This is a genomic window from Curtobacterium sp. PhB191 (assembly GCF_004346515.1).
Taxonomy (GTDB): Bacteria; Actinomycetota; Actinomycetes; order Actinomycetales; family Microbacteriaceae; genus Curtobacterium.
On record NZ_SMBV01000004.1, the window covers coordinates 288797 to 310333 of the forward strand.

Below are 21537 nucleotides of genomic sequence, written 5' to 3' on the forward strand. Positions count from 1 at the left end.
AGGCAGGCACCGGGCCTCCCGTCCGCCGTGGGGTCACCATCTCGGGCCGCGACCGGCATCCGAGACGTCAGCCGCTGACGGTAGGGTCGCCGCATGAGCGGGGCGACGATCAGCGTGCAGGACTTCGTCATGCGGTTCGGGGACCGGAACGTGGTCGACGGACTGTCGTTCGACGTCGCCGCCGGCGAGACGTTCGGCCTGCTCGGCAGCAACGGCTCCGGCAAGACCACGACGATCCGTGCCCTGCTCGGCATCACCACCCCGACCGCGGGCACCCTGACCATCGACGGCCAGCCCTACCGGCCCGCCACCGGTGGCATCGGGTACCTGCCCGAAGAGCGCGGGCTCTACCGCAAGGAATCCGTCATCGACGTGATGTCCTACTTCGGACGGCTCCGCGGGCTGCGCGGCCCCGAGGCGACGGCCTGGAGCATGGACTACCTGGCACGCGTTGGTCTGGCCGACCGCGCCAAGCTCCGCGTCGACAAGCTCTCCGGCGGGCAGCAGCAGAAGGTGCAGCTCGGCATCACGATCATGGACCGGCCGCGGCTGCTCATCCTCGACGAACCGACGAAGGGCCTCGACCCCGTGAACCGACGGCTGCTGCTCGACCTGGTCGACGAACGGAAGGCCGACGGCGCGACCGTCATCCTCGTGACCCACCACATGGACGAGGTCGAGCGGCTCTGCGACCGGATCCTGCTGCTCAAGGACGGCACCGCCGCCGCCTACGGGTCGATCCCCGACGTGCAGGACGCCTTCGGCGGCGCCGTCGCCCGGGTCGGCCTCGACGGACCGGTCCCCCGCTCGCCGCTGTACAAGCTCGCGCGGCACGAGGGGCACGTCGCCTACCTCGTGCCGACGTCCGCCGCCGCACCGGACGGTGCCGACATCCTCGCGGCGCTCGTGGCGGACGGTGTCCGCGTCACCGCGTTCGAGATGCGTCGGATCCCGCTCGACGAGATCTTCGTGCAGGTCTACGGCCACGACGCGCTCGCCGCCGCGGGGGCAGCAGCGTGAGCCGCCTCGGCACCGTCGTCCGGTTCGAGTTCGTCCGCGCGGTCAAGAAGCCCGCGTTCTGGATCGGCACCCTCGCACTGCCGGTCGTCATCGTCATCGTGTCCCTGCTCGTCGGCATCGGACAGGCAGCCGGCACCGACTCGGTCGTCTCGGGCTCGTCGGCCACGAAGACCCCGTTCCGCTACGTCGACCACTCCGGGCTGGTGTCCGAGTCCGTCGCGGCGAAGTGGGGCGGGTCGCCGTCCACCGACGCCGACGCCGACCGCGCCGCCGTGCGTTCCGGGGACCTCGACGCCTTCATCTCGTTCCCGTCCTCCCCCTCGACCTCGCCGATCACCGTCGATGCCGCCGACCGCGGCCTGTTCGCGAACGGTGGCTACTCGTCGCTCGCCGAACGGGTGCTCGAGCAGAGCGTCGCCGCGACCGTCGACGACCCCGAGACCGTCGAGCTCCTGCGTTCCCCACCGGCCACCGACGTCACGACCTACGCCGACGGGCAGGTCGCGCCGGGATGGCTGTCGATCGTTCCGCCGTTCCTGTACGTCGCCGCCTTCTTCGGACTCGTCATCCTGCTCGCGGCACGCATGGTGACCGTCGTGGTCGAGGAGAAGGAGAACCGCATCTCCGAGATGATCCTGACCGCCGTCACCGCCGGCGACCTGATCCGCGGCAAGGTGATCGCGATGCTGCTCGTCGGGTTCGTGCAGGTCGGGGTGTTCGTCATCCCGGGGCTGGTCGGGATGCTCGCCGTCCTGCCACTCGTCGCCTCGCAGCTCGGCGGGCTGACGATCGACCCGTGGCGCATGCTCGTCGGCGCGCTGCTGCTCGTCGGCGGCGTGCTGCTGGCGTCCGGACTGTTCGTCGCCGTCGGTGCCGCGGTGCCGTCGATCAAGGACGCCTCGGCACTGCAGTCGGCGGCGATCTTCGCCCTGATCATCCCGCTCTACGCGGCGTTCTTCGTGATGACCACCCCGACGTCGCCCGTCGCCGCGTTCTTCACGTACTTCCCGACGTTCACGCCCGTCACCGCCATGGTGCGGAACGCCGTCGGCTCGCTGAGCGTCACCGAGTCGGTGGTCTGCATCGTCGAGGTGTTCGTCGCCGCCGGCCTGCTGCTCTGGTTCGCCGAGTACCTGTTCCGGCACTCGGTCGCGCAGTACGGGTCGAAGGTGACGCTGCGCCAGATCGTGTCGTGGCGGCGGCGGTCGGTCTCCCGTTAGGGACGGCTCTGGGGTTCCCGCTCGGCTTCGCGTGCAGTCTGCTGGTGTTCCGCCGGTCGCTGGCGCTGCGGCGTCTCGCGCTCGGGGACGTCGGCGTCGAGGTCCCACGACGGCAACTCGTGCTGCTTCCAGCCCTGGCGGAGCGTCCGGACCGACCGGTCGAACTCCACCATGACGTCGATGTGCGGCCGGACGAGCATCTGGATCTGCAGTCCCTCGTACACCGCGAGCAGCTGCGTGGCCGCCTGGTACGACGGGATCGCCGATTCCTCGGCACCGTTGTCGAAGTCGCGCTGCAGACCGTTGCTGAGCTGCTCGACGTACTCGTCGAAGCGCTTGCGGAACAGCTCGGCGAAGCCGGACTCCGAGCTCGCGACCGTGATCACGCCCGCGAGGACGCGGACGAGCCCCGGGTCGGCGACGTCCTCGGCCAGGGTCAGCCGGACGTGGTCGATCGTGCACGCCGGCGGGGTCTTCCGACGGGTGCCACGCAGCTGCGTCCACCGGTCGTACGTCACCAGCAACAGGGCTTCCCACGCGGGGAACAACCGCTCCACGGTCTCGAGCGGGATGCCCGCGACCTCGGCCACCACCGAGGCGTCGACCGCGTCGAAGGAGTGCAGCCGGTAGGCGCGGATCGCTCCGCGGACGGTGCGCTCGGCGAGGGACTCATCGTCCTCGACGCGTTCGCCGTGCAGGGGTTCCATCCGACCATCCCATCGTGTGCGGTACCCCATTGTCTCGTCCCAGACCGGGGGCCGTCACATCCACGCCGGGTCGGCGTGGACCGGATCGGCGTGGGCGGGCCGTTCAGCCGGGTCGTCAGCCGACTCGTCAGCCGACGGTGACGGGGGCTGCCGGGGGCTTCACCCGCTGCTTCGCCCAGACGAAGAACCCGGTCAGCGTGAAGACGCCGTAGAAGACGTACATGAGACCCGACGCGTAGTACCCGGCCGAGAACAGGAGCGGGACACCGACAAGGTCGACCGCGACCCAGATGAGCCAGAACTCGACCCAGCCCTTCGCCATGCCGTAGGTGGCGAGCAGTGAGCCGACGAAGATCCACGCGTCACTCCACACCGGCTCGTACGACCCGAGGGCGCGGAACACCGGGGTGAGCAGGGCGGTCCCGCCGACCATGCCGACGACCAGCAGGACGCGCGTCCGCCACGACGCCCAGTGCGGTTCGATCACGGTGGACGTGTCGTCGGGCCGGTGGGTCCAGCGGTACCAGCCGTAGATGCTCACGATGATGAACATCACCTGGCGGCCGGCCTGGCCGAGCAGGTTGACGGGGTTCGGGGTGTCGAACAGTGCGCCCATGAAGACGGTGAACAGGAGCGCGTTGCCGACCAGCCCGACGGGCCAGGCCCAGACCTTGCGGCGCATCCCGCCGAGCGCGCTGAGCAGCCCGACGACGTTGCCGATCACCTCGCGCCAGAGCACCGTCTGGTCGCCGATGACGATCTGCGCGTCGAACAGCCAGCGCACGATGCCCATGGGCCCTCCTCGTTTCCGGTCGGTGCAACGGTCGGGGGCCGTCCGGCATTCCGGTGGTGATCGGGGTACAAACATGTCCTCCACAGGGTGGACAAAAATCACCCCCGTTCTGGGTCCATGCGAAAGCATGTTCCTACTTGTCCGCACTTTGGGGGACGAGTACCGTCGTCACCAGAGCGAGTCCAGCCCGCCCGAGCAGCAGATCTGCGCTCCGGAGCCCGGCGACCGCTCTCGGCAAAGGTCAGCCGCGACCCCTCACCCGCGAGGTCGATGACACCGTCCCACCGGCACGACGACCCGAATCACGAGCTGGTGGAATCCAGTGCGCCCCGAACGCACAGAACGGACCCGCCAACATGCACAAGATCGTCACCGGTGCCATCGCCGGCGCAGCCGGCATCGCCCTCCTCCTCGGTGGAGCAGGCACCTTCGCCCTCTGGAACGCCAGTGCCTCCAGCGCCGCGTCCTCGGTGAGCTCCGGCACGCTGACCCTCAGCGCGAACAACGACGGCGCCTGGACGGACATCACGAACGGCCGCTCGACCGCGATCAACCCCACCACCGCCCTGATGGTGCCGGGCAACACGTTCCAGTTCACGCAGACGCTGAACATCGGTGCGACCGGCCAGGACCTCAAGGCGAACCTGACCTACGCCAGCCAGTCGATCACCGGTGACTCCGCACTCCTCGCCGCGACGCAGAAGACCCTGGCCGTGACGTCCTCGAGCGCCACCGTCGTGCAGTCCACGTCGAACGCGAACACCTTCGTCGTCTCGCCGTCGGCGTCGACCTCGACCGTCAAGGTCGTCTTCACGATCACGCTGCCGTCCTCGGCGACGACCGGGCAGAACGGGTCGATCAACGTCGGCGCCCTGGCCTTCACGCTCACCCAGACCGCGATCGGTTCCTGATCCACCGATCGCACTGACGCGGGCCACGACCGGCCCCTGATCCGCCGGTCGTGGCCCGTGCTGGGCCCTTGTGGCCCGTCTGGGCCCTTGTGGCCCGTCTGGGCCCTTGTGGCCCGCACCAGCAGAGGCTCACGAGCACCAGGGGACGCACATGACCGGGACACCGAGGACGACGGGCCGCCACCGCGCGGCACGACGCCACCGGTGGATCCTGCCCGTCGCGCTCGCCCTGGTCGTCGCCGTCGCCACGGCGCTCCTCGGCGTCGGCGGGACCTACGCCCTCTGGAACGGCACCGCCAGCACCGCGGCCACCACCGTGAAGTCCGCGACCGCGACGATCACCGTCGGCACCCTGTCGACGATGAACACGACCGTCCTCGGACCGGGTACCGGAGTCACCGGCACCTTCGCCGTGAAGAACACCGGTTCGATCCCACTGTCGATGCGCGTCGCCACGACGTCCACGAACGTCGCCTACGCGACGAACGCGTCGTCGGCGGCCGTCCTCGGCGAGCTGACGCTCCGTCTGACCAACGTGTCATCGGCTGCGGCCTGCACCGCCGGGCTGTCCGGCGCGAGCGGCCGTCTCGCCGCCTTCGACACCGGTAGCGGTTCGTTCACGCTCCAGCCCGGTGCGAGCACCGTCGGCTGTGTCGAGCTGGTCCTCGACGCCGACGCGCCGCAGAGCGTGTCCGGCGCCGTCACCGACTTCACCCTCACCGTCACCGGAACGCAGGTCTCCGCATGAACCGCCGTCTCCGGCTCGTCGTCGCCGTGCTGCTCACCGCCGTGTTCGTCGGCGGTGGGTCGAGCGCCGCCTGGGCACTGTGGAGTGCGTCCGGCACCACGGCCTCGAGCGTCACGATCGGCAAGGTCTCCGCCTCGATCGCCGGCACGAGCGCGCTGACCACCACCTTCTCGTCCACGGTGACGTCGGTCACGAAGCCGATCACGCTCACCAACTCGGGCTCCATCGCCGGCACCGCGACGACCACCGTGTCCGTCGTCGCCGGCAGCTCGACGGCGCTCGCGCAGGCGGTCACCGTCGTCGCGTGGCCCGTCGCCACGACCGCGGCGTGCACGACGAACACCGCGGTCGGCAGCGGCTCGGTCACCGGCACCTGGGCGTCACTGCCGAGCATGACGTCCAAGCTCGCCGCCGGCGCCTCGGCCATCTGGTGCACCCGCAGCACGCCCAAGTCCTCGGCGCCGGCATCCGCCACGGCCAACGTGAACGTGAACCTCACCGTGGCGAGCGGCAGCTGGACCTCGGGCGTCGTGCAGGGAGGCTTCTACCTGAACACCTCGGCAGCGGAAGCAGCGCTGACCTGCAACGACCACAGCGGCAACTACGTCGACGTCACCTGGGACGCCGCAGGCCGCCCCAAGGAGACCTGGTACGCCGCCTACGTCGGGACCACGCCGGTCGGACAGAAGGCCCAGGACTACTCGGCGTTCATCACCATCGCCCCGAGCGACATCCCGGCGAGCGCGGGTACCTCCGGCACGCTCACCGTCACGGTCAAGGTCCTCGACAGCGCCGGCAACCCGACCTCGACCGTCGCCGGCAGCGGCCCGGTCACGCTCTTCACGCAGAACAACGGCGCGGCGATCCGGTGCGGCGCGTGACCCGCGCGGCGGCTCGTCCCGAACGTGCAGAGCGCTCCGGTGGGCGTGCGGTCGTGCACGCCGTCGTCCTCGGTCTCAGCACCGGGCTGCTCCTGCTCGTCGCGGCCCTCGCCGTCGTGCTCATCGTCGTCCCCAAGGCCACCGGGTCGATGCCGCTGACGGTCCTGACCCAGTCGATGGAGCCGACGCTGCCCCCGGGCACCCTGCTCGTCGTCCGCCCGACCGCCGTCGACGACATCGAGGTGGGCGACGTCGTCACCTACCAGATCGTCTCCGGCCAGCCGGCCGTCATCAGCCACCGCGTGACCTCGGTGTCCTCGTCGTCGAACGGGGCGCGCACGTTCGTCCTCAAGGGTGACAACAACGCGAAGGCCGACCCGGACCCCGTCGCCGCCGCGCAGATCCGGGGAGTCGTCTGGTACAGCATCCCCGAGATCGGTGTCGTCAACCAGCTCGTCAACGGCTCGCGGAGCTGGCTCATCCCGACCGTCGCCGGCGTCCTGTTGGCGTACGGCGGCGTGATGATCACCATCGGCACGGTCACGGCCGCGCGCCGTCGACGTGGGGCGTGCGGGCGCGGGCGACGTGCGACGGCCGGTCACGGGCGCCGCAGGGCATCGCACCGGGGCTCGGGGCAGGCCCCGGTCTAGGCTCGGTGGACGTGACCGACGGAGTGCAGCGAGCGAGGGAACTGCTCGACGACGCTGCACGACGGCTCCGTGCCGCCGGGGTGCCGGACGAGGCGCTCGGCGAGTACGCGCAGCCGAAGGCGGTGCTCGGCATCCGCCGCGAAGCGACCATGCGGCCCCTCGGTCGCGTGTGGCGGGTCGGTGCGCTGCTGATCGGGTCGTCGCTCGAGTCCGGCGGTCGGGTCTGGGCCACCGGGGCGATCACCCGGGTCACCGATCCGGGCCGGGCGCAGTTCCAGTCGGTCTCCGCCGAGGTCCGTCGGGCCTACCGTGCTGCTGCGGCGAAGGGACACTTCGCGGCCGGCGACACCGTCAACCACGGCGCCACGGCGATCGCGTTGGACGGGACGCTCGTCGGCTCGACCGGGGTGCTCTTCGTCGAGGACGACGTGCCGCTCGTCCGCTGGTCACCGGCTGCCGGCTCCGCCGTCCCGCTCGCCGACTACCTGGCCGACCGCGTCGGGTTGCTCGTCGAACCGCCCCGGGGTGCGACCGACTGACCCGCTATCGTGACGGCATGGACGGACAGCAGCCGCGCGAACGACGCAACCCCTGGTGGGCGGTGCTGCTCGTCTTCATGTTCGGGGGCGTGCTGTCGCTGGTCGCCGGTCGGATGCTGCCCTGGCAGGACCAGGACCGGCAGGACCCCGACTACTGACGGCTGGCGGAGCCGCCCGACGGTCCGAGACCGAGGCAGAACGCCATCACTGCTTGCTGCACCGGGAGCAGTGCGGCCTTGAACCCGTGCCCGACGAACGCGGGGTGTTCCACGGCATCGGCGCTGACCTCACGGCCACGCACGAACGGCGGACACGGGTCGAAGCGGGCTCCCGTCGGCGCGAGGTCGAGGAGCGCCGCGGTGATCCGGTACGACTCAAGGGCGTCGGCGTGCGCTCCGGGGCCGTCCGTCAGGATCACGTCCGCCGACCGCACGGCAGTCTCGAGGTCGTCGGTCCATGCAGCGCCCGGCGTTGCGAGGCCGGCCGGGCAGCATTGGACCAGGTCGAGTCGCAGGACTCGAGCAGCTTCCTGCCATGCCCTGGCGATGTTGCCGTCCGCCCCGACGAAGAGGAAGCGGAGCGACGAGATCTCCCCACGCTGCCGCAGTGCGTAGAGGTCGGAGAGGACCTCGCACGGGTGGTTCTCGTCGGTCATGGCGTTCACGACAGGCAGCGCATGCGCGGCAACCAGTCCCTCGATGACGGCGAGGTCACGGTGACGCACCACGATGATGTCGACCCAGTTGACGAGGTACCGGGCGACGTCTGCCAGCGCCTCTGGCTTGTCGAGCGTCGTGTCCGGGAACACGATCGGACCGAGCCCCATCAGCGAAGCACCCTGCTCGAACGTCACCCTGGTTCGCAGACTGGTCGGCGGGAAGAACATGGCTGCCGACCCCGCCGTCACCGGTCCCCGGCCGTGCTGGTACGCGTCAGCAAGCTCGAAGACCGCATGGACGTCGGACGGAGACCAGTCATCGAGCTTGGCGAGAGAACGCATCCCACCACCGTAGGGACTGTCCGGAACAGCGTGTGCTTGGAGGGTGTCAGCCTCAGCCGAACTCGTCCGATCGATACGCCACCGATGCGCCGCTGAGGAAGACCACCTGGGCACCAACGCCGACATCGGCTTGGATGCGCGCTGCCGTCCGGAGCCCGAGTGCGCGGGTCTCGGCGTCACCGAACGGCGTCCCGACTCGTTCGGTGAGGGCACGCCAGTGCACGATCGCCTTCGCGGTGCCATCACCAGTACCCGCGGCGCGTGCCGACCGGACGTCCCGCTCCCCGTCACGCAAGAACTCGACATCGGTTCCGGGCCGTGCACTCGGCAGCACGACGGCAGTACCCGCCTCGGCCACCGTGTCGATGCCGGCGCCGGCTCCGCACCAGACATGAGCATCGTCACCGAGCTCGAGTTGCACACGGCTCGCGAGCACGAATGCTTCGACGCGATGAGCCACGGACCGCTCCGGAAGGCCAGTCGAAGTCGGGCTCCCCGTGGGAATCGAAGACGTCGTTCCACGCCCGGAGGTCGTCGCGCAGCGGCCTGCTCAGCCCGAGTGCTCCCGCATCAACGCTCCCGATGCACTCGCGCGACCCGCGGTACCAGAGCGGGGAGTCGTCCACCATGTACTCGGCCATCACGAGGACGATCGCGCTCACCACTCGCCCAGCGTACGACGCCAGAACGGGAGGGTGCGAGCGCGGCCGGCGTGCACGACACTGTGATCGACATGAATGCCTCGTCTGTGCACGACCACCTGCGCCGCCGCCGATGGAGCAGCATCATCGGGCTGACGCTCGTGATCGTGGTGTCGCTCACCGCCTGCTCCGGCCGTGCGACGCCGGTTGACGACGCTTCCGCCTGGATGGAGAACGTCCAGGATCGGTGGGCGGACCAGCCCGGCGAACTCGGCGCTGGTGCCGGGACCAACGACGCGTCGAGTCGGCTGTCCCTGGGCGTCGCAGACGGCGGCGAGCGCGCACACGTCCGCGTGTCCGTCGCCTGCCAGGGACACGGAACCGTCCGCATCGCCGTCTGGGGTGGTCGCATCGCCGACGGCGCTGACACCGGCAGGGAGCTCGCGGCGCGCTCGGTCCAGTGCGGCCACGACGAAGACCTCTACGTCGTGACGTCGGCCGACTCGATCACCATCGGGCCGACGGCAGGTGACTCGACCGTCAGCTGGTACGCCGCCGCCTACGCCAATCTCGCAGCGCAGACGCACTGAGCGGAGCTAGCGGACGACATCCCACCCTGCCGGCATCTGCGGAGCGGACCAGTTCGGGTCCGGCACCCACCGCGACCAGTCGGTCTCGAACGGGAACGAGCCCGCGTGCACGGCCGCAGCGGCATCCTCGCCGGTGCGTTCGATCATCGCGCGGTCTGCTTCCGTGACCAGGCCCTCGTCCGTGTAGAACGCGAGTTCGTCTTCGTCCTTGTACCGAACCGACCAGCGGCCCGCATCGTCTCGGGTCGCGATGACGTCGAGGGTCCAGTCCTGGCTGTCGAAGCCGACGGAGGTACGCACCCATGGCAGCTCGAGGTTGATGTACCAGTCCGGCAGCCACTGCGTCCCATCGTGCCAGCGCCACACCGACCACGCTGCGCCCTTCGGGTGCACGCGGACCACGGTCGCTCCGAACCAGCTGTCCTCGACGTAGGAGCCGTCCCAGTCCGAGGGGAGGACGAGCCGCGCGTTCGGTCCGCTGCCGGTACCGGCCCGGCGACGGACCGCGGAGCCGAGCGGACTCGCGACCACCGCGACGTCGTCGTCATCGACGAGGACTCGACCCGCGACGGCGAAGGCGACGGCTCGACCGTGCGAACCGAGCGCGTGCAGACTGCGGAGGACCACGGATTCACCGGAGCGGAACGGTTCGCTCCGCACGTCGTTCGCAACATCGCCGTGCATCCGGTGATGCTCTCACAGGAGTTCTCGGTCACCGCACCCTGCATCACGATCCGGTGTCGAGCTCCGTGCTCTCCCCCGCGCTCTGTCAGGATGCCGCTCATGGGGGACCACAGAACGACCGCATCGGTGACCGGGGCGCTGCTCGCGCTGATCGTGCTGACGGGCTGCGCGGTCGAGAGCAGCACGGCCTCGAGCGGCCCGTCGACGAGCAGCACGCAGGCCGGCGCCACGGCCGGAGAGCCGACGGGCGCCGCGGGCACGTACGCCGCTTCCGGGGACGGCGCCGGCCCCGGCGCCGACAGCCCACCGCAGTACGGGCTCAACAAGCGGCACCACGACCGCACCGACCTGAGCGCGGAGTCGGCGGCAGCGCTCGACGTCGCACGTGCTCAGGTGGAGCGGGAGCTCGCCGCGCAGTCGACCCCGGTCCTGCAGCCCGCGGTCGAGGAGATCCTCGACGGCGTCGGAGCACCGAACCGCTGGATCGTGACGACGCAGACCGGCGAGAAGGTGCTGTTCGAAGCACAGGTCGAGATGTCCGGGTGCCTGATCGGCGAGGTCCAGCGCGACGGCAGGGCCGACGTCACGGCCGCGGGCTGGGTCCTCGACGGCGGATGCCACGCCCTCGACGGGCACTGAACGGTCCGACCGGCACCGAGCGCTCCGACGAGCGCTGCGCCCCGACAGAACCTAATCTGGTCGGATGCTCTCCCGACGCGACGCCGCCGTTCGACTCGACATCACCCTCGAGATGGCGACCCACCACGGAATCCCCTCGCGTCTCAGCGAAGCCGAACTCGACGCGATCGAACAGGATCCGCCCGCCTGGCTCGCGCAGTCCCGGGCGAACCGCACGGGTGCCAAGAAGGTCTGGGTCCGCCTCGAGTGCGTCGTCTGCGCGTTCGCCGAAGAAGCGCGGCCGAAGAAGTGGTGGCCCGAGTGGGACTACCTGATGTGCGACTACCACGAGCCGTACCAGGCGCCGGAACCGACTGCGGGGCTCACCCGGCGTGAGGTCGAGGGCATCGGCAGCCGGTTCATCGCCCTCGTCGACGAACGCCCCTGACTGACAGCTCCACCCCACTCGCTGGGTACGGTCCACCCATGCCCTCCGAACGTCGTCGCCTGGTCCTCCCCGGCCAGTACGGGCCCCTGTTCGACGACGGTGGCCCGGCCCTCGTCGTCGAGGCACGCGAGTTCTTCACCGCTCGCCCCGTCCACCGGGCGAAGGCCCACCTCTGGTTGAGTGCCCTGCGCCACCGCGTCCACGAACTCGGTGACCGTGCCGAGCACGTCCAGGTCGACACCCTCCGCGAAGCGTTGACCGGCCGCGACGACCTCGAGGCGATCGATCCGCCGTCCCGCACCCTCCGCGCGCAGATCCGGCACTGGGGCCGGGGCACCGTGATCCTTCCGAGCCGCGGGTTCGTGACCGACGAGGACGAGTTCGCGGAGTGGGCGGCGCAGGGCACGGGTCGGTTCCGCATGGAAGACCACTACGAGCGTATCCGGCGCCGTGAGGGCTGGCTGCTGCGCGACGGCAAGCCGATCGGTGGGAAGTTCAGCCTCGACGACCAGAACCGCCAGCCGCCGCCGAAGGGCGCGACGACCCTCGGGCTGCCCGAGCCCTGGTGGCCGGACGAGGACGACATCGACGACCAGGTGCGGCACGACCTGGACCGGTGGGAGCGGGACGGCACCGCCCGGTTCGTCGGCCGCGACGACACCCGTCGCTTCGCGGTGACGGCGGACGAGGCGCAGCGTGCCCTGGACGACTTCGTCGCGGTGCGCCTCGGCGACTTCGGGCCGTTCGAGGACGCCACGTTGACGAACGACTGGACGATGGCGCACTCGCTCCTCAGCGTGCCGATGAACCTCGGGGTGCTCGATCCGCGGCAGGCGATCGACGCCGCCCTCGAAGCGCACCGCACCGAGGCCGCCCCGCTCGCCAGCGTCGAGGGCTTCGTCCGCCAGGTCGCCGGATGGCGCGACTACGTCTGGCACCTCTACTGGTGGTTCGGGGACGACTACGGCGCATCGGAGAACGCCCTCGGCGCGCACGGACGACTCCCCGACTGGTGGCGGGAACTCGACGCGTCGGAGATCGACGCCGTCTGCGTGCGGACCGCGATCGAGGGCCTGCACGACCACGGCTGGCTGCACCACATCCAGCGCCTCATGGTGCTCGGCAACTGGGCACTGCAGCGCGGCTACGACCCGGTGCACCTGACCGAGTGGTTCACCGACGTGTTCGTCGACGGCACCGACTGGGTGATGCCGGCGAACATCATCGGCATGTCCCAGCACGCCGACGGCGGGATGGTCGCCACGAAGCCGTACACGTCGGGCGGTCGCTACATCGACCGGATGTCGGACCACTGCGGGGGCTGCCGCTTCGACCCGACGAAGCGGGTCGGCGACGACGCGTGCCCGTTCACGGCCGGGTACTGGGCGTTCCTCGCGCGCACCGAGCCGGCACTCCGTGACAACCACCGGATGGCCCGCCCGCTGCAGCAGATGCGGTCGCTGGCGGACCTCGACGAGGTCATCGTGCAGGAGGCCCGTCGCACCTTGCCGTGACGTCACCCGGTCCCGATAGGGTCGTGAGCGTGAGCAACGAGGCATTCGACGACCGCTACGAGCTGCGCGAGTTCGCGCCCGGGACGGATGACGAGGGGGCACCGAACGCCGAGACCGGATCGTGGATGCAGGCCGTCGGCCTCGGGTTCCACGAAGCCGATCCGGACGCCGAAGGTGCAGCCCGTATGGCGTCCCACTTCATCGCCGACGAAGAGACCTTCCTGGGCGTCTACGTCCGGAAGCCCTTCCCCGGGTCCGTCGACGAGACCTGGCCCGCCGGCACCTTCACGTGGTTCCGCAAGGCACTGAGCTGGGGCGACGGGTCGTCCGTCGACACGCAGGCCATCTCCGCGGTCACCGTCCGGCCCACCGAGCGTCGCCGCGGCATCCTGCGCCGCATGATGACGCACGCGCTCGAGCGCGGTGTCGCCGAGGGCTACGCCGTGGCGTCCCTGACCGCGTCCGAGGGCACGATCTACCGCCGCTTCGGCTTCGGCAGCGCGATCCGCGAGCGCGCGGTGCGCGTACGTCGCGAACGCGCACTCCCCCTCCTCGCCCCGACGTCGGGCTCGGTGTCCGTCGTCACGCCGCAGTGGCTCGCCGACGGCCCCGGCAAGGCGGTCTTCGAGCGCTTCCACACCCGCACGCCCGGCTCGATGGTCCGCAACGCGGGCACCTGGCCGGTCGTCTTCGGACTGCTCGGCAACGACGGCCAGAAGGCGAAGGACGTCCGTGCGGCGGTGCACCGCGCCGAGGGCACGGACGAGATCGACGGGTACGTCACCTGGCGCGTCAAGGAAGACGGGTCCTCCGACACCGCACTCGAGATCGTCGACCTGGTCTACGCGAACGACCAGGCCTACACGGCGCTGTGGGAGTTCGTGCTGTCGATCGACCTGAACGACGTCGTGAAGTACAACCGCTCGCGCCTCGACGACCCGATCGTCGCGGCCCTCGGCGACAACCGTGCGTACGACGTCGACCACGAAGAGGACCACGTCTGGCTGCGCGTCCTCGACGTGGCCGCCGTGCTCGAGTCGCGGCCGTTCGCCGTCGACGGCTCGCTGACACTCGCGGTCACCGATGCGCTCGGCCACACGACCGGCACGTACCGGCTGGACGTCCAGGAGGCCCGTGGCAGCGTCACGCGCATCGCCGACGACGTCGACGTGGCCGGTTCCGACGTCCAGCTCGACGTGGCAGAGCTCGGAGCGCTGCTCATCGGGTCGGTCTCGCCCGTCACCCTGGCGGCCGCCGGCCTGGTCCGCGCTGCGGACCCCGCGTCGATCGAGCTGCTGCGCGCGATGCTCCTGCCCCCGCGGACCCCGCACGGCATCACCTACTTCTGATGGACGTCCAGGACCTGAGCGACGAGGTCGAGGCCGTCTCCGCGTTCTACGCCGAGCGGCACGGCATCGACCGCACCGACGAGTGGTTCGTCCTGAAGCTCGGCGAAGAGGTGGGTGAACTCACGCAGGCGTTCCTCGCGCGCTCGGGTCAGGCTCGGCGCAAGGGCCGCACGGACGACGAGATCGAGCAGGGTTTCCGGGACGAGATCGCGGACGTCCTCGCGCAGGTCCTGCTCATCGCGCGGCACTTCGACGTCCCGCTCGATGCCGCTGTTCGTGAGAAGTGGGCGAAGTGGCACCCCGATCGGCTGGCGGCGGAAGGTTGAGCAGGGCCACGGAGCCGCTGGCACGTGCACGGCAGGTGGTGTCGGCGGTGGCGAGCCGGACACTGCGCCCAGCGCTCGTCGATCGCGTTCAGCTCGACGAGCGGACCATGTCCGCGGTCAGCGCGTTCGACTGGCTGGATGCGGACGGACCCGATGTGGCGCTGCTCGGCCGTACAGCGCAGGATCTGCAGCGTCTGCAGGCGCCGGCCGCGCTCCTGGAGTTCGACCGGATCCACCGGATGCCCGTGAAGGACGACGAGCGGCTCCCGCTGTCGACGCGCATCGTCGAGTTGGTGTTCGAGCGACTCGGATCGTCACGCCCGGTCACCGAGGCGGTACTGAACGCCGCCATCGCGATGTTCTGCGAGGACGTCGCGATCGTCCGACGTGACGCCGTCGACCTCGGTGTGGTCGATCGGACCGACGACGGCTCGTCCTACCGGTACGTGGCGGCGGGCTTCCGCACGGCGTAGCCTCCGCGCCATGAACGACGACGCGGTGGTCGAGTGGCTGCTCGACTCGGACCCGGCGATCCGGTGGCAGGTCGAGCGTGATCTGGTCGGTGCGCCGCCGTCCGTGTGGCAGCAGACCCGGGCGCGGGTCGCGACCGAGGGTCTCGGGGCGGCGATGCTCGCGCACCAGGACCCCGACGGGCAGTGGGCCGGCGGCGCGTACTTCCCGGCGGACTTCGACTTCGACGGTCCCGAGGCGGACGAGCCCGGGCAGCCCTACACGGCGACGACCTGGTCGCTGAACGCCCTGCGCGATTGGGGGCTCGACGCCGCGGTCCTCGGGGACACGGCTGCTCGGCTCGCGACGAACAGCCGCTGGGAGTACGAGGACCTGCCCTACTGGAGCGGCGAGGTCGACTGCTGCATCAACGCCTTCACCCTGGCGAACGGCGCCTGGCTCGGTGCCGACGTCGGGCAGCTGGCGGAGTGGTTCCTCGACCACCAGCTGGACGACGGTGGCTGGAACTGCGAGTGGATCGAGGGGTCGACGGTGTCGTCGTTCCACTCGACCCTCAACGTGATCGAGGGGCTCCTGCAGCACGAGCAGCTGACCGGCGGCAACCACCCCCGAGCAGCGGAACTCCGAGCGGCTCGACTCCGCGGTACCGAGTACCTGCTCGAACGACGGCTGCTGTTCCGGAAGCACGACGGCGAGCTCGTCGGGCCGTGGGCTACCCGGTTCGCGTACCCGCTGCGCTGGATCTACTCGGCGCTCCGGGTCACCGACCACCTGCGGGTTGCTGCGCTGCAGGACGGTACCGCGCCGGACGCCCGGGCGGCCGAGGCGATCGAGGTCGTCCGTGCCGCCAGGAACGACGACGGGACGTGGACCCAGGGAACGCGGCCGCCGGGTCGGCAGTGGTTCGAGGTCGACGTCCCCGAGGGCGAGCCGTCGAAGTGGCTCACGCTCCACGGCACCCGCGTGCTGCGCTGGTGGGACGCCACCTGAGCTACGCCCGGCGCCGCACCCGCGGGTCGACGAACGCGTAGACCACGTCGACGATCACGTTCGCCGTGACGATCAACAGCGCCGAGAACAACGTGAAGCCCACGACGACCTGCAGGTCGAGGGTGTGCACGGCGTCGATGAGCAGCGCGCCGAGGCCCTGCATCGAGAACACCTTCTCGGTGATGACCGCACCGCCGAGCAGCGACCCGAGGTCGAGTCCGAACAGCGTCACCACCGGCAGGATCGCGGTACGCAGTCCGTGCCGCACGACGACCTGGCGCTCGCGCAGGCCCTTGGCCCGAGCGGTGCGCACGAAGTCCTGCGACATCGACTCGAGCATCTCGCCACGGGTCAGGCGCGCGTAGATCGCGGCGCTGATGAACGCGAGCACGCACCACGGCAGGATCAGGTGGGTGAACCAGCCGACCGGGTCGTCGGTGAACGCGACGTACCCGCTCGTCGGCAGGATGCCGAGCACGAACCCGAACAGCAGGATGCCGAGCAACCCGATCAGGTACGCCGGCGACGAGACCCCGGCGACCGCGACGGTCATCACGGCCCGGTCGACGAACGTGCCGCGACGGAGCGCCGAGACGGCTCCGCCGAACACCCCGGCGACGAGCCACAGCACGGCGGCACCGACGGCGATCGACGCGGTGACGGGCAGGCGGGACAGGATCAGGTCGGTGACGCTCTCGTGCAGCTGGAACGAGTACCCGAAGCACGGTGCGGCGCAGGTGATCACGGACGCGCCGCTGCCGAACGTGCGGCCGGTGAAGATCCCCGCCAGGTAGGCACCGAACTGCGCCAGCCACGGCTTGTCGGTGCCCAGGAACGCCTGCACCTCGCGCAGCCGGTCCGGCGTGCAGGGCTTGTCGCAGATCGCCCGCGCGGGGTTCGTCGGCAGCAGCATGAACAGTGCGTAGGTGATCGCGGCGACGACGAGCAGCACGACGGCTGCACCGAGGACGCGGATCGCGATGAAGCGGAAGGTGCTCATCGGCGTGCTCCTCTCGGGTCGAGGGCGTCACGCAGCGCGTCGCCGAGCACGTTGAACGCGAGGGTGATGAGGAACAGTGCCACTCCGGGGAACACGAGGTACATCGGGTCGGTCTGCACCCAACCGACGGCGTCGCCGATGCTGCGGCCCCACGAGGGCGTCGGCGGGGTCACGCCGACCGCCAGGAACGACAGCGCGGCTTCGGCGCCGATCATCGACGGGATCGAGATCGTCGCGTAGACGGTGATCGTCGCCGCCAGGTTCGGCAGCAGCTGGGTGCGGATGACGTGCCACCGGCCAGCGCCCATCGCCGTGGAGGCGACGACGTAGTTCCGACTGACGAGCGACAGTGTCTGGCCGCGGACCACGCGGGCGACGGACGGCCAGCCGAAGAACCCGATGACGAGCACGACCAGGACGGGCTTCGGGAACGACGTCGGCACGATCGCGGTCAGGGCGATCATGAAGACGAGCGACGGGAAGCCGAAGATCACGTCGACCACGCGGGAGAGCACGCGGTCGTACCAGCCGCCGAAGAAGCCGGTGGTGACGCCGACGAGCACCCCGATGACGATCGACAGGAAGGTCGCGGCGAGCCCGATGCCGAGCGACGTCCGGGCACCGTACGTCACGATCGCGAACAGGTCGCGACCGGTCAGCGGCTCGACGCCGAACCAGTGCTCGGCGCTGATCCCCCCGCCGAAGCCCTTCGGCGCCCCGAACGAGTTGAGCGCGTCGATGTCGTACCCGTAGGGGTCCTGCCCGGTGACGGCACTGATGAGCGGCGCCGCGACGGCGACCACGAGGAACACGACGATGACGACCGCCGAGGTCACGGCCCAGCGGTCCTGCCGGATGCGGCGCACCACGGCGCGGAAGCCGGTGGTGCGTCCGGACGAGGCCACGGGGCGCTCGACGACGTTGGCGGTCACGAGGACACTCCTTCCCAGGCGCGCCAGGCTTCGCGGCGGGCCGCCTGTCGCACGGGATCGGCGACGGGCGCCGCTGCGAGCAGCATGCGCGTGTAGTCCTGCTGCGGGTCGTCGAGCACGGCGTCCGTGGTCCCCCGCTCGACCACGCGACCGTCGTGCAGGACGACGACCTCGTCAGCGAGCTGCCGGACGACCGCGAGGTCGTGGCTGATGAGGAGCATGCCGAACCCGAACTCGTCCTGCAGCTGCGCGAGCAGGTCGAGCACGGCCGCCTGCACGGTCACATCGAGTGCCGAGGTGGGCTCGTCGGCGATGACGAGCGCCGGACGGAGCGCCAAGGCCCGCGCGACGGCGACGCGCTGGCGCTGCCCGCCGGAGAGCTGGTGCGGGAACCGCTCGGCCCACGACGGGTCGAGCTGCACGGCGGTCAGCAGTTCACGGACGCGTTCCGCACGATCGGCCGCCGAGGCCGTCCCGTGCACGAGCAACGGCTCGGCGATGCTCCAGCCGATGGTCTGCCGCGGGTTGAGCGACGACGCCGGATCCTGGAAGACGATGCCGACGCGGCTGCGGAGCTCGCGGAGCCGTCGGCCCCTGGCGGTCCGCAGGTCGCTGCCGTCGACCTCGACCGAGCCCTCGACGACGGGCACCAGCCCCGCCAGCGCGCGGCCGATGGTCGACTTGCCGGACCCGGACTCCCCGACCAGCCCGACGGTCTCGCCGGCCCGCAGGTCCAGGTCGATGCCCGACACGGTCGGTCCGCCGCGGCGCGAGTACCGCACGGCGACGTCGCGCAGCTGCGCGACCAGCGGACGGGAGGATCGGCTCGCCTGCGCCACGTCGGCCCGGGCAGTGGACGGGTCCCCTTCGACATCCGCAGCAGCGTCGGCGGGGCCGCCACGGGCCTCCAGGCTGGGGACGGCGGCGAGGAGCTCGCGCGTGTAGTCGGCGGACGGGTGCGCGAAGACCTCGGCAACGGGGCCGTGCTCGACGGGGTCGCCGCGGCGCATCACCAGGAGCTCGTCCGCGACGTCCGCCACCACACCCATGTCGTGCGTGATGAGCAGGACGGCCAGGGAGCGCTCGCGACCGAGTCGGCGGAGCAGGTCGAGGATCCCGGCCTGCACCGTGACGTCCAGGGCGGTCGTCGGCTCGTCGGCGATCAGCGCGACCGGGTCCCCGGCCAGGGCCATCGCGATCATGGCGCGCTGCAGCTGCCCGCCGGACAGTTCGTGCGGGTAGGCCTTGCGGATGCGCTCGGGGTCGGTGAGGCCTGCGGCACGCAGGAGCTCGTCGACGCGAGCTGACACCGCTGCTCGATCGAGGTCCGTCGGGTGCGCCCGGATCGCCTCGGCGACCTGCGTGCCGATGGACAGCACCGGCGTGAACGAGTTCATCGGTTCCTGGAACACGACGCCGATGCCGGCGCCGCGAACGGCACGGAGCGTGTCGTCGGAGGCGCCGACGAGCTCCTCGCCACGGAACCGGACGCTGCCGGAGACCCGCGCCTCGGGCGGCAGCAGGCCGAGCACGCTCATGGCGCTGACGGACTTGCCGGAGCCGGACTCCCCCACGAGGGCGAGCACACGACCGGGGGTCAGGGTGAAGGAGACGTCACGGACGACGGGCTCCGCGTCGCCGAACGCGACGTGGAGCCCCTCGACCTCGAGCAGCGGCGAACTCACTTCGCGAGCGAGACCTTGAGGTAGTTCGGGTACGCCGGGAAGTCCGCGATCTGGAAGTTCTGCACGTTCGAACCGGCCAGGAACGACTGCTTCGCGTAGGTCAGCGGGACGATCGGCGCGTCGGCCATGATCTTCTTGTCCGCTTCGACCCACAGCTTCTGCGCGTCCTGCTGGTCGACGGTGGCGCTGGCCTTCTTGATCAGCGCGTCGACCTCGGGGTTGCTGTACTTCGAGACGTTGTAGCCGCCGCCACCGATCTGCGACGAGTCGTAGAGCGGCTGGATGTTGGCGTTCGCGCTCGGGAAGTCCGGCTGCCAGCTGAACAGCGCCAGGTCGAAGTCGGTGCCGTCGGTCGTCGCGGTGTAGAACGAGTCCGCGTCGAGCGGCTTCAGCGTGACGGTGATGCCGGCGCGCTTGAGGCCGGACTGCAGCGCCTGCGCCTGGGCGAGGTAGGTCGGGTCGTTCTGGGTCGCCAGGGTCAGCTTGAGGTCGGACACGCCCGCGTCCTTGAGGAGCTGCTTCGCCTTCGCGACGTCACCGTTCGCGCCGGGCTTGTACAGGTCGTAGTCCTCGCGGCCCGCGATGCCCGGGGTGATGAGGGTCGTGGCGTACGAACCGGCGAGCGCGCCGCCCGCAGCGATCCGGTACGACTTCTTGTCGACGGCGTACTGCAGGGCCTGACGGACCTTGAGGTCCTTGAGCGATCCCTTCTGGGTGTTGATCGCCATGTAGTTGATCGGGCCGGCCTTCGACGTGGCGAGGCGGTCCTGGGCGGCGGGGTTGCTCCGCACCTGGTTCAGCTCGGCTGCGCCGAGGTAGCTCGCGCCGAAGGAGTCCTTCGCGTCACCGTTGTCGGCGATCAGCGTCTGCGTGACGGTCGACGGATCCTGGCTCTCCTTGAACACGACCTTCGACGGGCCGGCGGTGCGGACGTCGTCGGTCTTCGCGCTCCACTCCTTGTTCCGGACGAGGGTGATCTGCGAGCCCTGGGTGTTCGACTGCACCTGGTACGGCCCGGACGCGACCGGCTTGTTGTCGTACGCACCCGTGTCCGTGCCGTCGCCGTCGGGAACCGGAGCGAACGCCGGCATCGACACGAGCCACGGCCAGTCGCCGTACGCGGCGTTGAGCTTGAAGACGATGGTCGAGTCGTCAGGCGTCTCGATACTGTCGAGGGTCTTGCCGTCGAACGGGCCCTTGTAGTCCTCGCCACCGACCAGGAGCGACTTGTGGTAGCTCAGGCCACCGGTCAGGGTCGGCGCGAACGAGCGCTCGATGCCCCACTTGATGTCCTTCGTGATGATCGGCGTGCCGTCCTGGAACTTCAGCCCGTCCTTCAGGTGGTACGTCCAGGTCTTGCCGCCGTCGCTCGAGTCGCCGGTGTTCGTAGCCAGGTCCGGCACCACCTTGGCGGCCTTGCCGGGCTCGACGTCCCACGCCGTCAGCCGGCGGAGCACCAGACCCAAGGTGGTGATGTTCAGGTTCTGGCTCGTCGCCGGGTCGAGGTGCACCGCGGTGGCCGTCGTCAGGATGTTGAGCGTGCCGCCCTTGGCCGTGCCGTCACCGTCGTCGGACGAGCTCCCACCCGAGCAGCCGGTCAGGACCAGGGCTGCTGCTGCGGCGACGGCCGCGGTGATCGTCAGGCGGTTCGGGCGTCTCATGACGGTGGTGCTCCTCGTGGGAAGGGTGGTGGCGACCGTGCTGCAGCCGCTGTGGTTGCACGGACCGGGTCGCCGGGCGGCGTCCATCCTGACACCGCGGCGGTCGCCCGTCCGAATCACACGTGCGACAGACGTCGCACGACGAAACAATCCAAGTGC

The 21537-nt window shown here is 70.4% G+C and carries 25 protein-coding genes; 16 read left to right on the forward strand and 9 right to left on the reverse strand.

Features of this window, described 5'->3' with window-relative positions:
• The first annotated feature begins 93 nt into the window (after positions 1-93).
• Both EDF48_RS09145 and EDF48_RS09150 read left to right on the forward strand, forming a co-directional pair.
• The gene (locus EDF48_RS09145) at positions 94-1020 is read left to right on the forward strand and encodes an ATP-binding cassette domain-containing protein (RefSeq protein WP_123338726.1); all 927 of its coding nucleotides are present in this window, start codon (positions 94-96) and stop codon (positions 1018-1020) included.
• Complete coding sequence (locus EDF48_RS09150) at positions 1017-2240, forward strand: ABC transporter permease (protein ID WP_123291959.1); 1224 nt, start codon at positions 1017-1019, stop codon at positions 2238-2240. Before EDF48_RS09145 ends, EDF48_RS09150 begins: the two co-directional genes overlap by 4 nt.
• Here the strand turns inward: EDF48_RS09150 and EDF48_RS09155 are convergent.
• Together EDF48_RS09155 and pnuC are read right to left on the reverse strand one after the other, a co-directional pair.
• Positions 2237-2947, reverse strand: a complete 711-nt coding sequence (locus EDF48_RS09155) for a hypothetical protein (protein ID WP_123291958.1) — start codon at positions 2945-2947, stop codon at positions 2237-2239. The two genes, EDF48_RS09150 and EDF48_RS09155, sit on opposite strands and share 4 nt — an antisense overlap.
• Positions 2948-3074: 127 nt before the next feature.
• Positions 3075-3740 carry a nicotinamide riboside transporter PnuC gene (gene pnuC / locus EDF48_RS09160; protein WP_131879493.1) on the reverse strand — a complete coding sequence of 222 codons (666 nt, stop codon included), beginning with the start codon at positions 3738-3740 and terminating at the stop codon, positions 3075-3077.
• Positions 3741-4096: 356 nt separating this feature from the next.
• Between pnuC and EDF48_RS09165 the strand changes: the two genes are divergently transcribed.
• The 6 genes from EDF48_RS09165 (at position 4097) to EDF48_RS19090 (ending at position 7627) form a co-directional block, all read left to right on the forward strand.
• Positions 4097-4651, forward strand: coding sequence for an alternate-type signal peptide domain-containing protein (locus EDF48_RS09165; RefSeq protein WP_123291956.1), 555 nt, complete (start codon positions 4097-4099; stop codon positions 4649-4651).
• 151 nt (positions 4652-4802) lie between these two features.
• Positions 4803-5399, forward strand: coding sequence for a TasA family protein (locus EDF48_RS09170; RefSeq protein ID WP_123291955.1), 597 nt, complete (start codon positions 4803-4805; stop codon positions 5397-5399).
• Positions 5396-6280 (forward strand): hypothetical protein, encoded by an 885-nt coding sequence (locus EDF48_RS09175; protein ID WP_131879495.1) that lies wholly within the window; start codon positions 5396-5398, stop codon positions 6278-6280. Before EDF48_RS09170 ends, EDF48_RS09175 begins: the two co-directional genes overlap by 4 nt.
• Complete coding sequence (locus tag EDF48_RS09180) at positions 6277-6930, forward strand: signal peptidase I (protein ID WP_243698073.1); 654 nt, start codon at positions 6277-6279, stop codon at positions 6928-6930. The genes EDF48_RS09175 and EDF48_RS09180 overlap by 4 nt, the downstream gene beginning before the upstream one ends.
• An 11-nt stretch (positions 6931-6941) precedes the next feature.
• Positions 6942-7469 (forward strand): hypothetical protein, encoded by a 528-nt coding sequence (locus tag EDF48_RS09185; protein WP_131879500.1) that lies wholly within the window; start codon positions 6942-6944, stop codon positions 7467-7469.
• A gap of 17 nt (positions 7470-7486) precedes the next feature.
• A complete protein-coding gene (locus tag EDF48_RS19090; protein WP_165901085.1) occupies positions 7487-7627 on the forward strand; it encodes a hypothetical protein in 141 nt (46 codons plus the stop codon).
• Here the strand turns inward: EDF48_RS19090 and EDF48_RS09190 are convergent.
• Positions 7621-8469, reverse strand: coding sequence for an ornithine carbamoyltransferase (locus EDF48_RS09190; RefSeq protein WP_123291951.1), 849 nt, complete (start codon positions 8467-8469; stop codon positions 7621-7623). The two genes, EDF48_RS19090 and EDF48_RS09190, sit on opposite strands and share 7 nt — an antisense overlap.
• 52 nt (positions 8470-8521) lie before the next feature.
• Positions 8522-8929 carry a hypothetical protein gene (locus EDF48_RS09195; RefSeq protein ID WP_131879502.1) on the reverse strand — a complete coding sequence of 136 codons (408 nt, stop codon included), beginning with the start codon at positions 8927-8929 and terminating at the stop codon, positions 8522-8524.
• A gap of 273 nt (positions 8930-9202) precedes the next feature.
• Between EDF48_RS09195 and EDF48_RS09200 the strand changes: the two genes are divergently transcribed.
• Entirely contained in the window at positions 9203-9700 is a 498-nt protein-coding gene (locus EDF48_RS09200; RefSeq protein WP_131879504.1) for a hypothetical protein, read from the forward strand.
• 6 nt (positions 9701-9706) lie between these two features.
• On the opposite strand, the gene EDF48_RS09205 is transcribed toward EDF48_RS09200, so the two are convergent.
• On the reverse strand, positions 9707-10327 hold the full coding sequence (locus EDF48_RS09205) for a DUF402 domain-containing protein (protein WP_165932360.1): 621 nt from the start codon (positions 10325-10327) through the stop codon (positions 9707-9709).
• Between the two features lie 156 nt (positions 10328-10483).
• On the opposite strand from EDF48_RS09205, the gene EDF48_RS09210 reads away from it, so the two are divergent.
• From EDF48_RS09210 to EDF48_RS09240, 7 genes are all read left to right on the forward strand, one after another.
• The gene (locus EDF48_RS09210) at positions 10484-11023 is read left to right on the forward strand and encodes a hypothetical protein (protein ID WP_131879508.1); all 540 of its coding nucleotides are present in this window, start codon (positions 10484-10486) and stop codon (positions 11021-11023) included.
• 64 nt (positions 11024-11087) lie between these two features.
• Positions 11088-11450, forward strand: coding sequence for a hypothetical protein (locus EDF48_RS09215; protein WP_131879510.1), 363 nt, complete (start codon positions 11088-11090; stop codon positions 11448-11450).
• A gap of 38 nt (positions 11451-11488) precedes the next feature.
• Positions 11489-12964 carry a cryptochrome/photolyase family protein gene (locus EDF48_RS09220; protein WP_131879512.1) on the forward strand — a complete coding sequence of 492 codons (1476 nt, stop codon included), beginning with the start codon at positions 11489-11491 and terminating at the stop codon, positions 12962-12964.
• 29 nt (positions 12965-12993) lie between these two features.
• Positions 12994-14313 (forward strand): GNAT family N-acetyltransferase, encoded by a 1320-nt coding sequence (locus EDF48_RS09225; RefSeq protein WP_131879514.1) that lies wholly within the window; start codon positions 12994-12996, stop codon positions 14311-14313.
• Positions 14313-14639, forward strand: coding sequence for a MazG nucleotide pyrophosphohydrolase domain-containing protein (locus EDF48_RS09230; RefSeq protein ID WP_131845820.1), 327 nt, complete (start codon positions 14313-14315; stop codon positions 14637-14639). Before EDF48_RS09225 ends, EDF48_RS09230 begins: the two co-directional genes overlap by 1 nt.
• A gap of 107 nt (positions 14640-14746) precedes the next feature.
• Positions 14747-15112, forward strand: coding sequence for a DUF2087 domain-containing protein (locus EDF48_RS09235; protein ID WP_131845821.1), 366 nt, complete (start codon positions 14747-14749; stop codon positions 15110-15112).
• Between the two features lie 10 nt (positions 15113-15122).
• Positions 15123-16100, forward strand: a complete 978-nt coding sequence (locus tag EDF48_RS09240) for a squalene cyclase (RefSeq protein ID WP_131879516.1) — start codon at positions 15123-15125, stop codon at positions 16098-16100.
• A 1-nt stretch (position 16101) separates the two neighbouring features.
• Here the strand turns inward: EDF48_RS09240 and EDF48_RS09245 are convergent, their stop codons facing one another.
• Genes EDF48_RS09245 through EDF48_RS09260 form a run of 4 tightly spaced genes read right to left on the reverse strand, consistent with a single transcriptional unit; the run spans position 16102 to position 21378 of the window.
• The gene (locus EDF48_RS09245; protein ID WP_123672464.1) at positions 16102-17100 is read right to left on the reverse strand and encodes an ABC transporter permease; all 999 of its coding nucleotides are present in this window, start codon (positions 17098-17100) and stop codon (positions 16102-16104) included.
• Positions 17097-18032: an ABC transporter permease gene (locus EDF48_RS09250; RefSeq protein ID WP_123291939.1), complete on the reverse strand. Its 936-nt coding sequence runs from the start codon at positions 18030-18032 to the stop codon at positions 17097-17099. The genes EDF48_RS09245 and EDF48_RS09250 overlap by 4 nt, the downstream gene beginning before the upstream one ends.
• Positions 18029-19717: an ABC transporter ATP-binding protein gene (locus EDF48_RS09255; protein ID WP_131879518.1), complete on the reverse strand. Its 1689-nt coding sequence runs from the start codon at positions 19715-19717 to the stop codon at positions 18029-18031. The genes EDF48_RS09250 and EDF48_RS09255 overlap by 4 nt, the downstream gene beginning before the upstream one ends.
• Positions 19714-21378 carry an ABC transporter substrate-binding protein gene (locus EDF48_RS09260; protein ID WP_165932361.1) on the reverse strand — a complete coding sequence of 555 codons (1665 nt, stop codon included), beginning with the start codon at positions 21376-21378 and terminating at the stop codon, positions 19714-19716. The genes EDF48_RS09255 and EDF48_RS09260 overlap by 4 nt, the downstream gene beginning before the upstream one ends.
• Positions 21379-21537 lie beyond the last annotated feature (159 nt).

Coding starts and splice junctions, on each gene's coding strand:
- EDF48_RS09145 (WP_123338726.1), top strand. CDS start 94: ATGAGCGGGGCGACGATCAGCGTGCAGGACTTCGTCATGCGGTTCGGG.
- EDF48_RS09155 (WP_123291958.1), bottom strand. CDS start 2,947: ATGGAACCCCTGCACGGCGAACGCGTCGAGGACGATGAGTCCCTCGCC.
- pnuC (WP_131879493.1), bottom strand. CDS start 3,740: ATGGGCATCGTGCGCTGGCTGTTCGACGCGCAGATCGTCATCGGCGAC.
- EDF48_RS09165 (WP_123291956.1), top strand. CDS start 4,097: ATGCACAAGATCGTCACCGGTGCCATCGCCGGCGCAGCCGGCATCGCC.
- EDF48_RS09170 (WP_123291955.1), top strand. CDS start 4,803: ATGACCGGGACACCGAGGACGACGGGCCGCCACCGCGCGGCACGACGC.
- EDF48_RS09175 (WP_131879495.1), top strand. CDS start 5,396: ATGAACCGCCGTCTCCGGCTCGTCGTCGCCGTGCTGCTCACCGCCGTG.
- EDF48_RS19090 (WP_165901085.1), top strand. CDS start 7,487: ATGGACGGACAGCAGCCGCGCGAACGACGCAACCCCTGGTGGGCGGTG.
- EDF48_RS09190 (WP_123291951.1), bottom strand. CDS start 8,469: ATGCGTTCTCTCGCCAAGCTCGATGACTGGTCTCCGTCCGACGTCCAT.
- EDF48_RS09200 (WP_131879504.1), top strand. CDS start 9,203: ATGAATGCCTCGTCTGTGCACGACCACCTGCGCCGCCGCCGATGGAGC.
- EDF48_RS09210 (WP_131879508.1), top strand. CDS start 10,484: ATGGGGGACCACAGAACGACCGCATCGGTGACCGGGGCGCTGCTCGCG.
- EDF48_RS09215 (WP_131879510.1), top strand. CDS start 11,088: ATGCTCTCCCGACGCGACGCCGCCGTTCGACTCGACATCACCCTCGAG.
- EDF48_RS09220 (WP_131879512.1), top strand. CDS start 11,489: ATGCCCTCCGAACGTCGTCGCCTGGTCCTCCCCGGCCAGTACGGGCCC.
- EDF48_RS09230 (WP_131845820.1), top strand. CDS start 14,313: ATGGACGTCCAGGACCTGAGCGACGAGGTCGAGGCCGTCTCCGCGTTC.
- EDF48_RS09235 (WP_131845821.1), top strand. CDS start 14,747: ATGTCCGCGGTCAGCGCGTTCGACTGGCTGGATGCGGACGGACCCGAT.
- EDF48_RS09240 (WP_131879516.1), top strand. CDS start 15,123: ATGAACGACGACGCGGTGGTCGAGTGGCTGCTCGACTCGGACCCGGCG.
- EDF48_RS09245 (WP_123672464.1), bottom strand. CDS start 17,100: ATGAGCACCTTCCGCTTCATCGCGATCCGCGTCCTCGGTGCAGCCGTC.
- EDF48_RS09260 (WP_165932361.1), bottom strand. CDS start 21,378: ATGAGACGCCCGAACCGCCTGACGATCACCGCGGCCGTCGCCGCAGCA.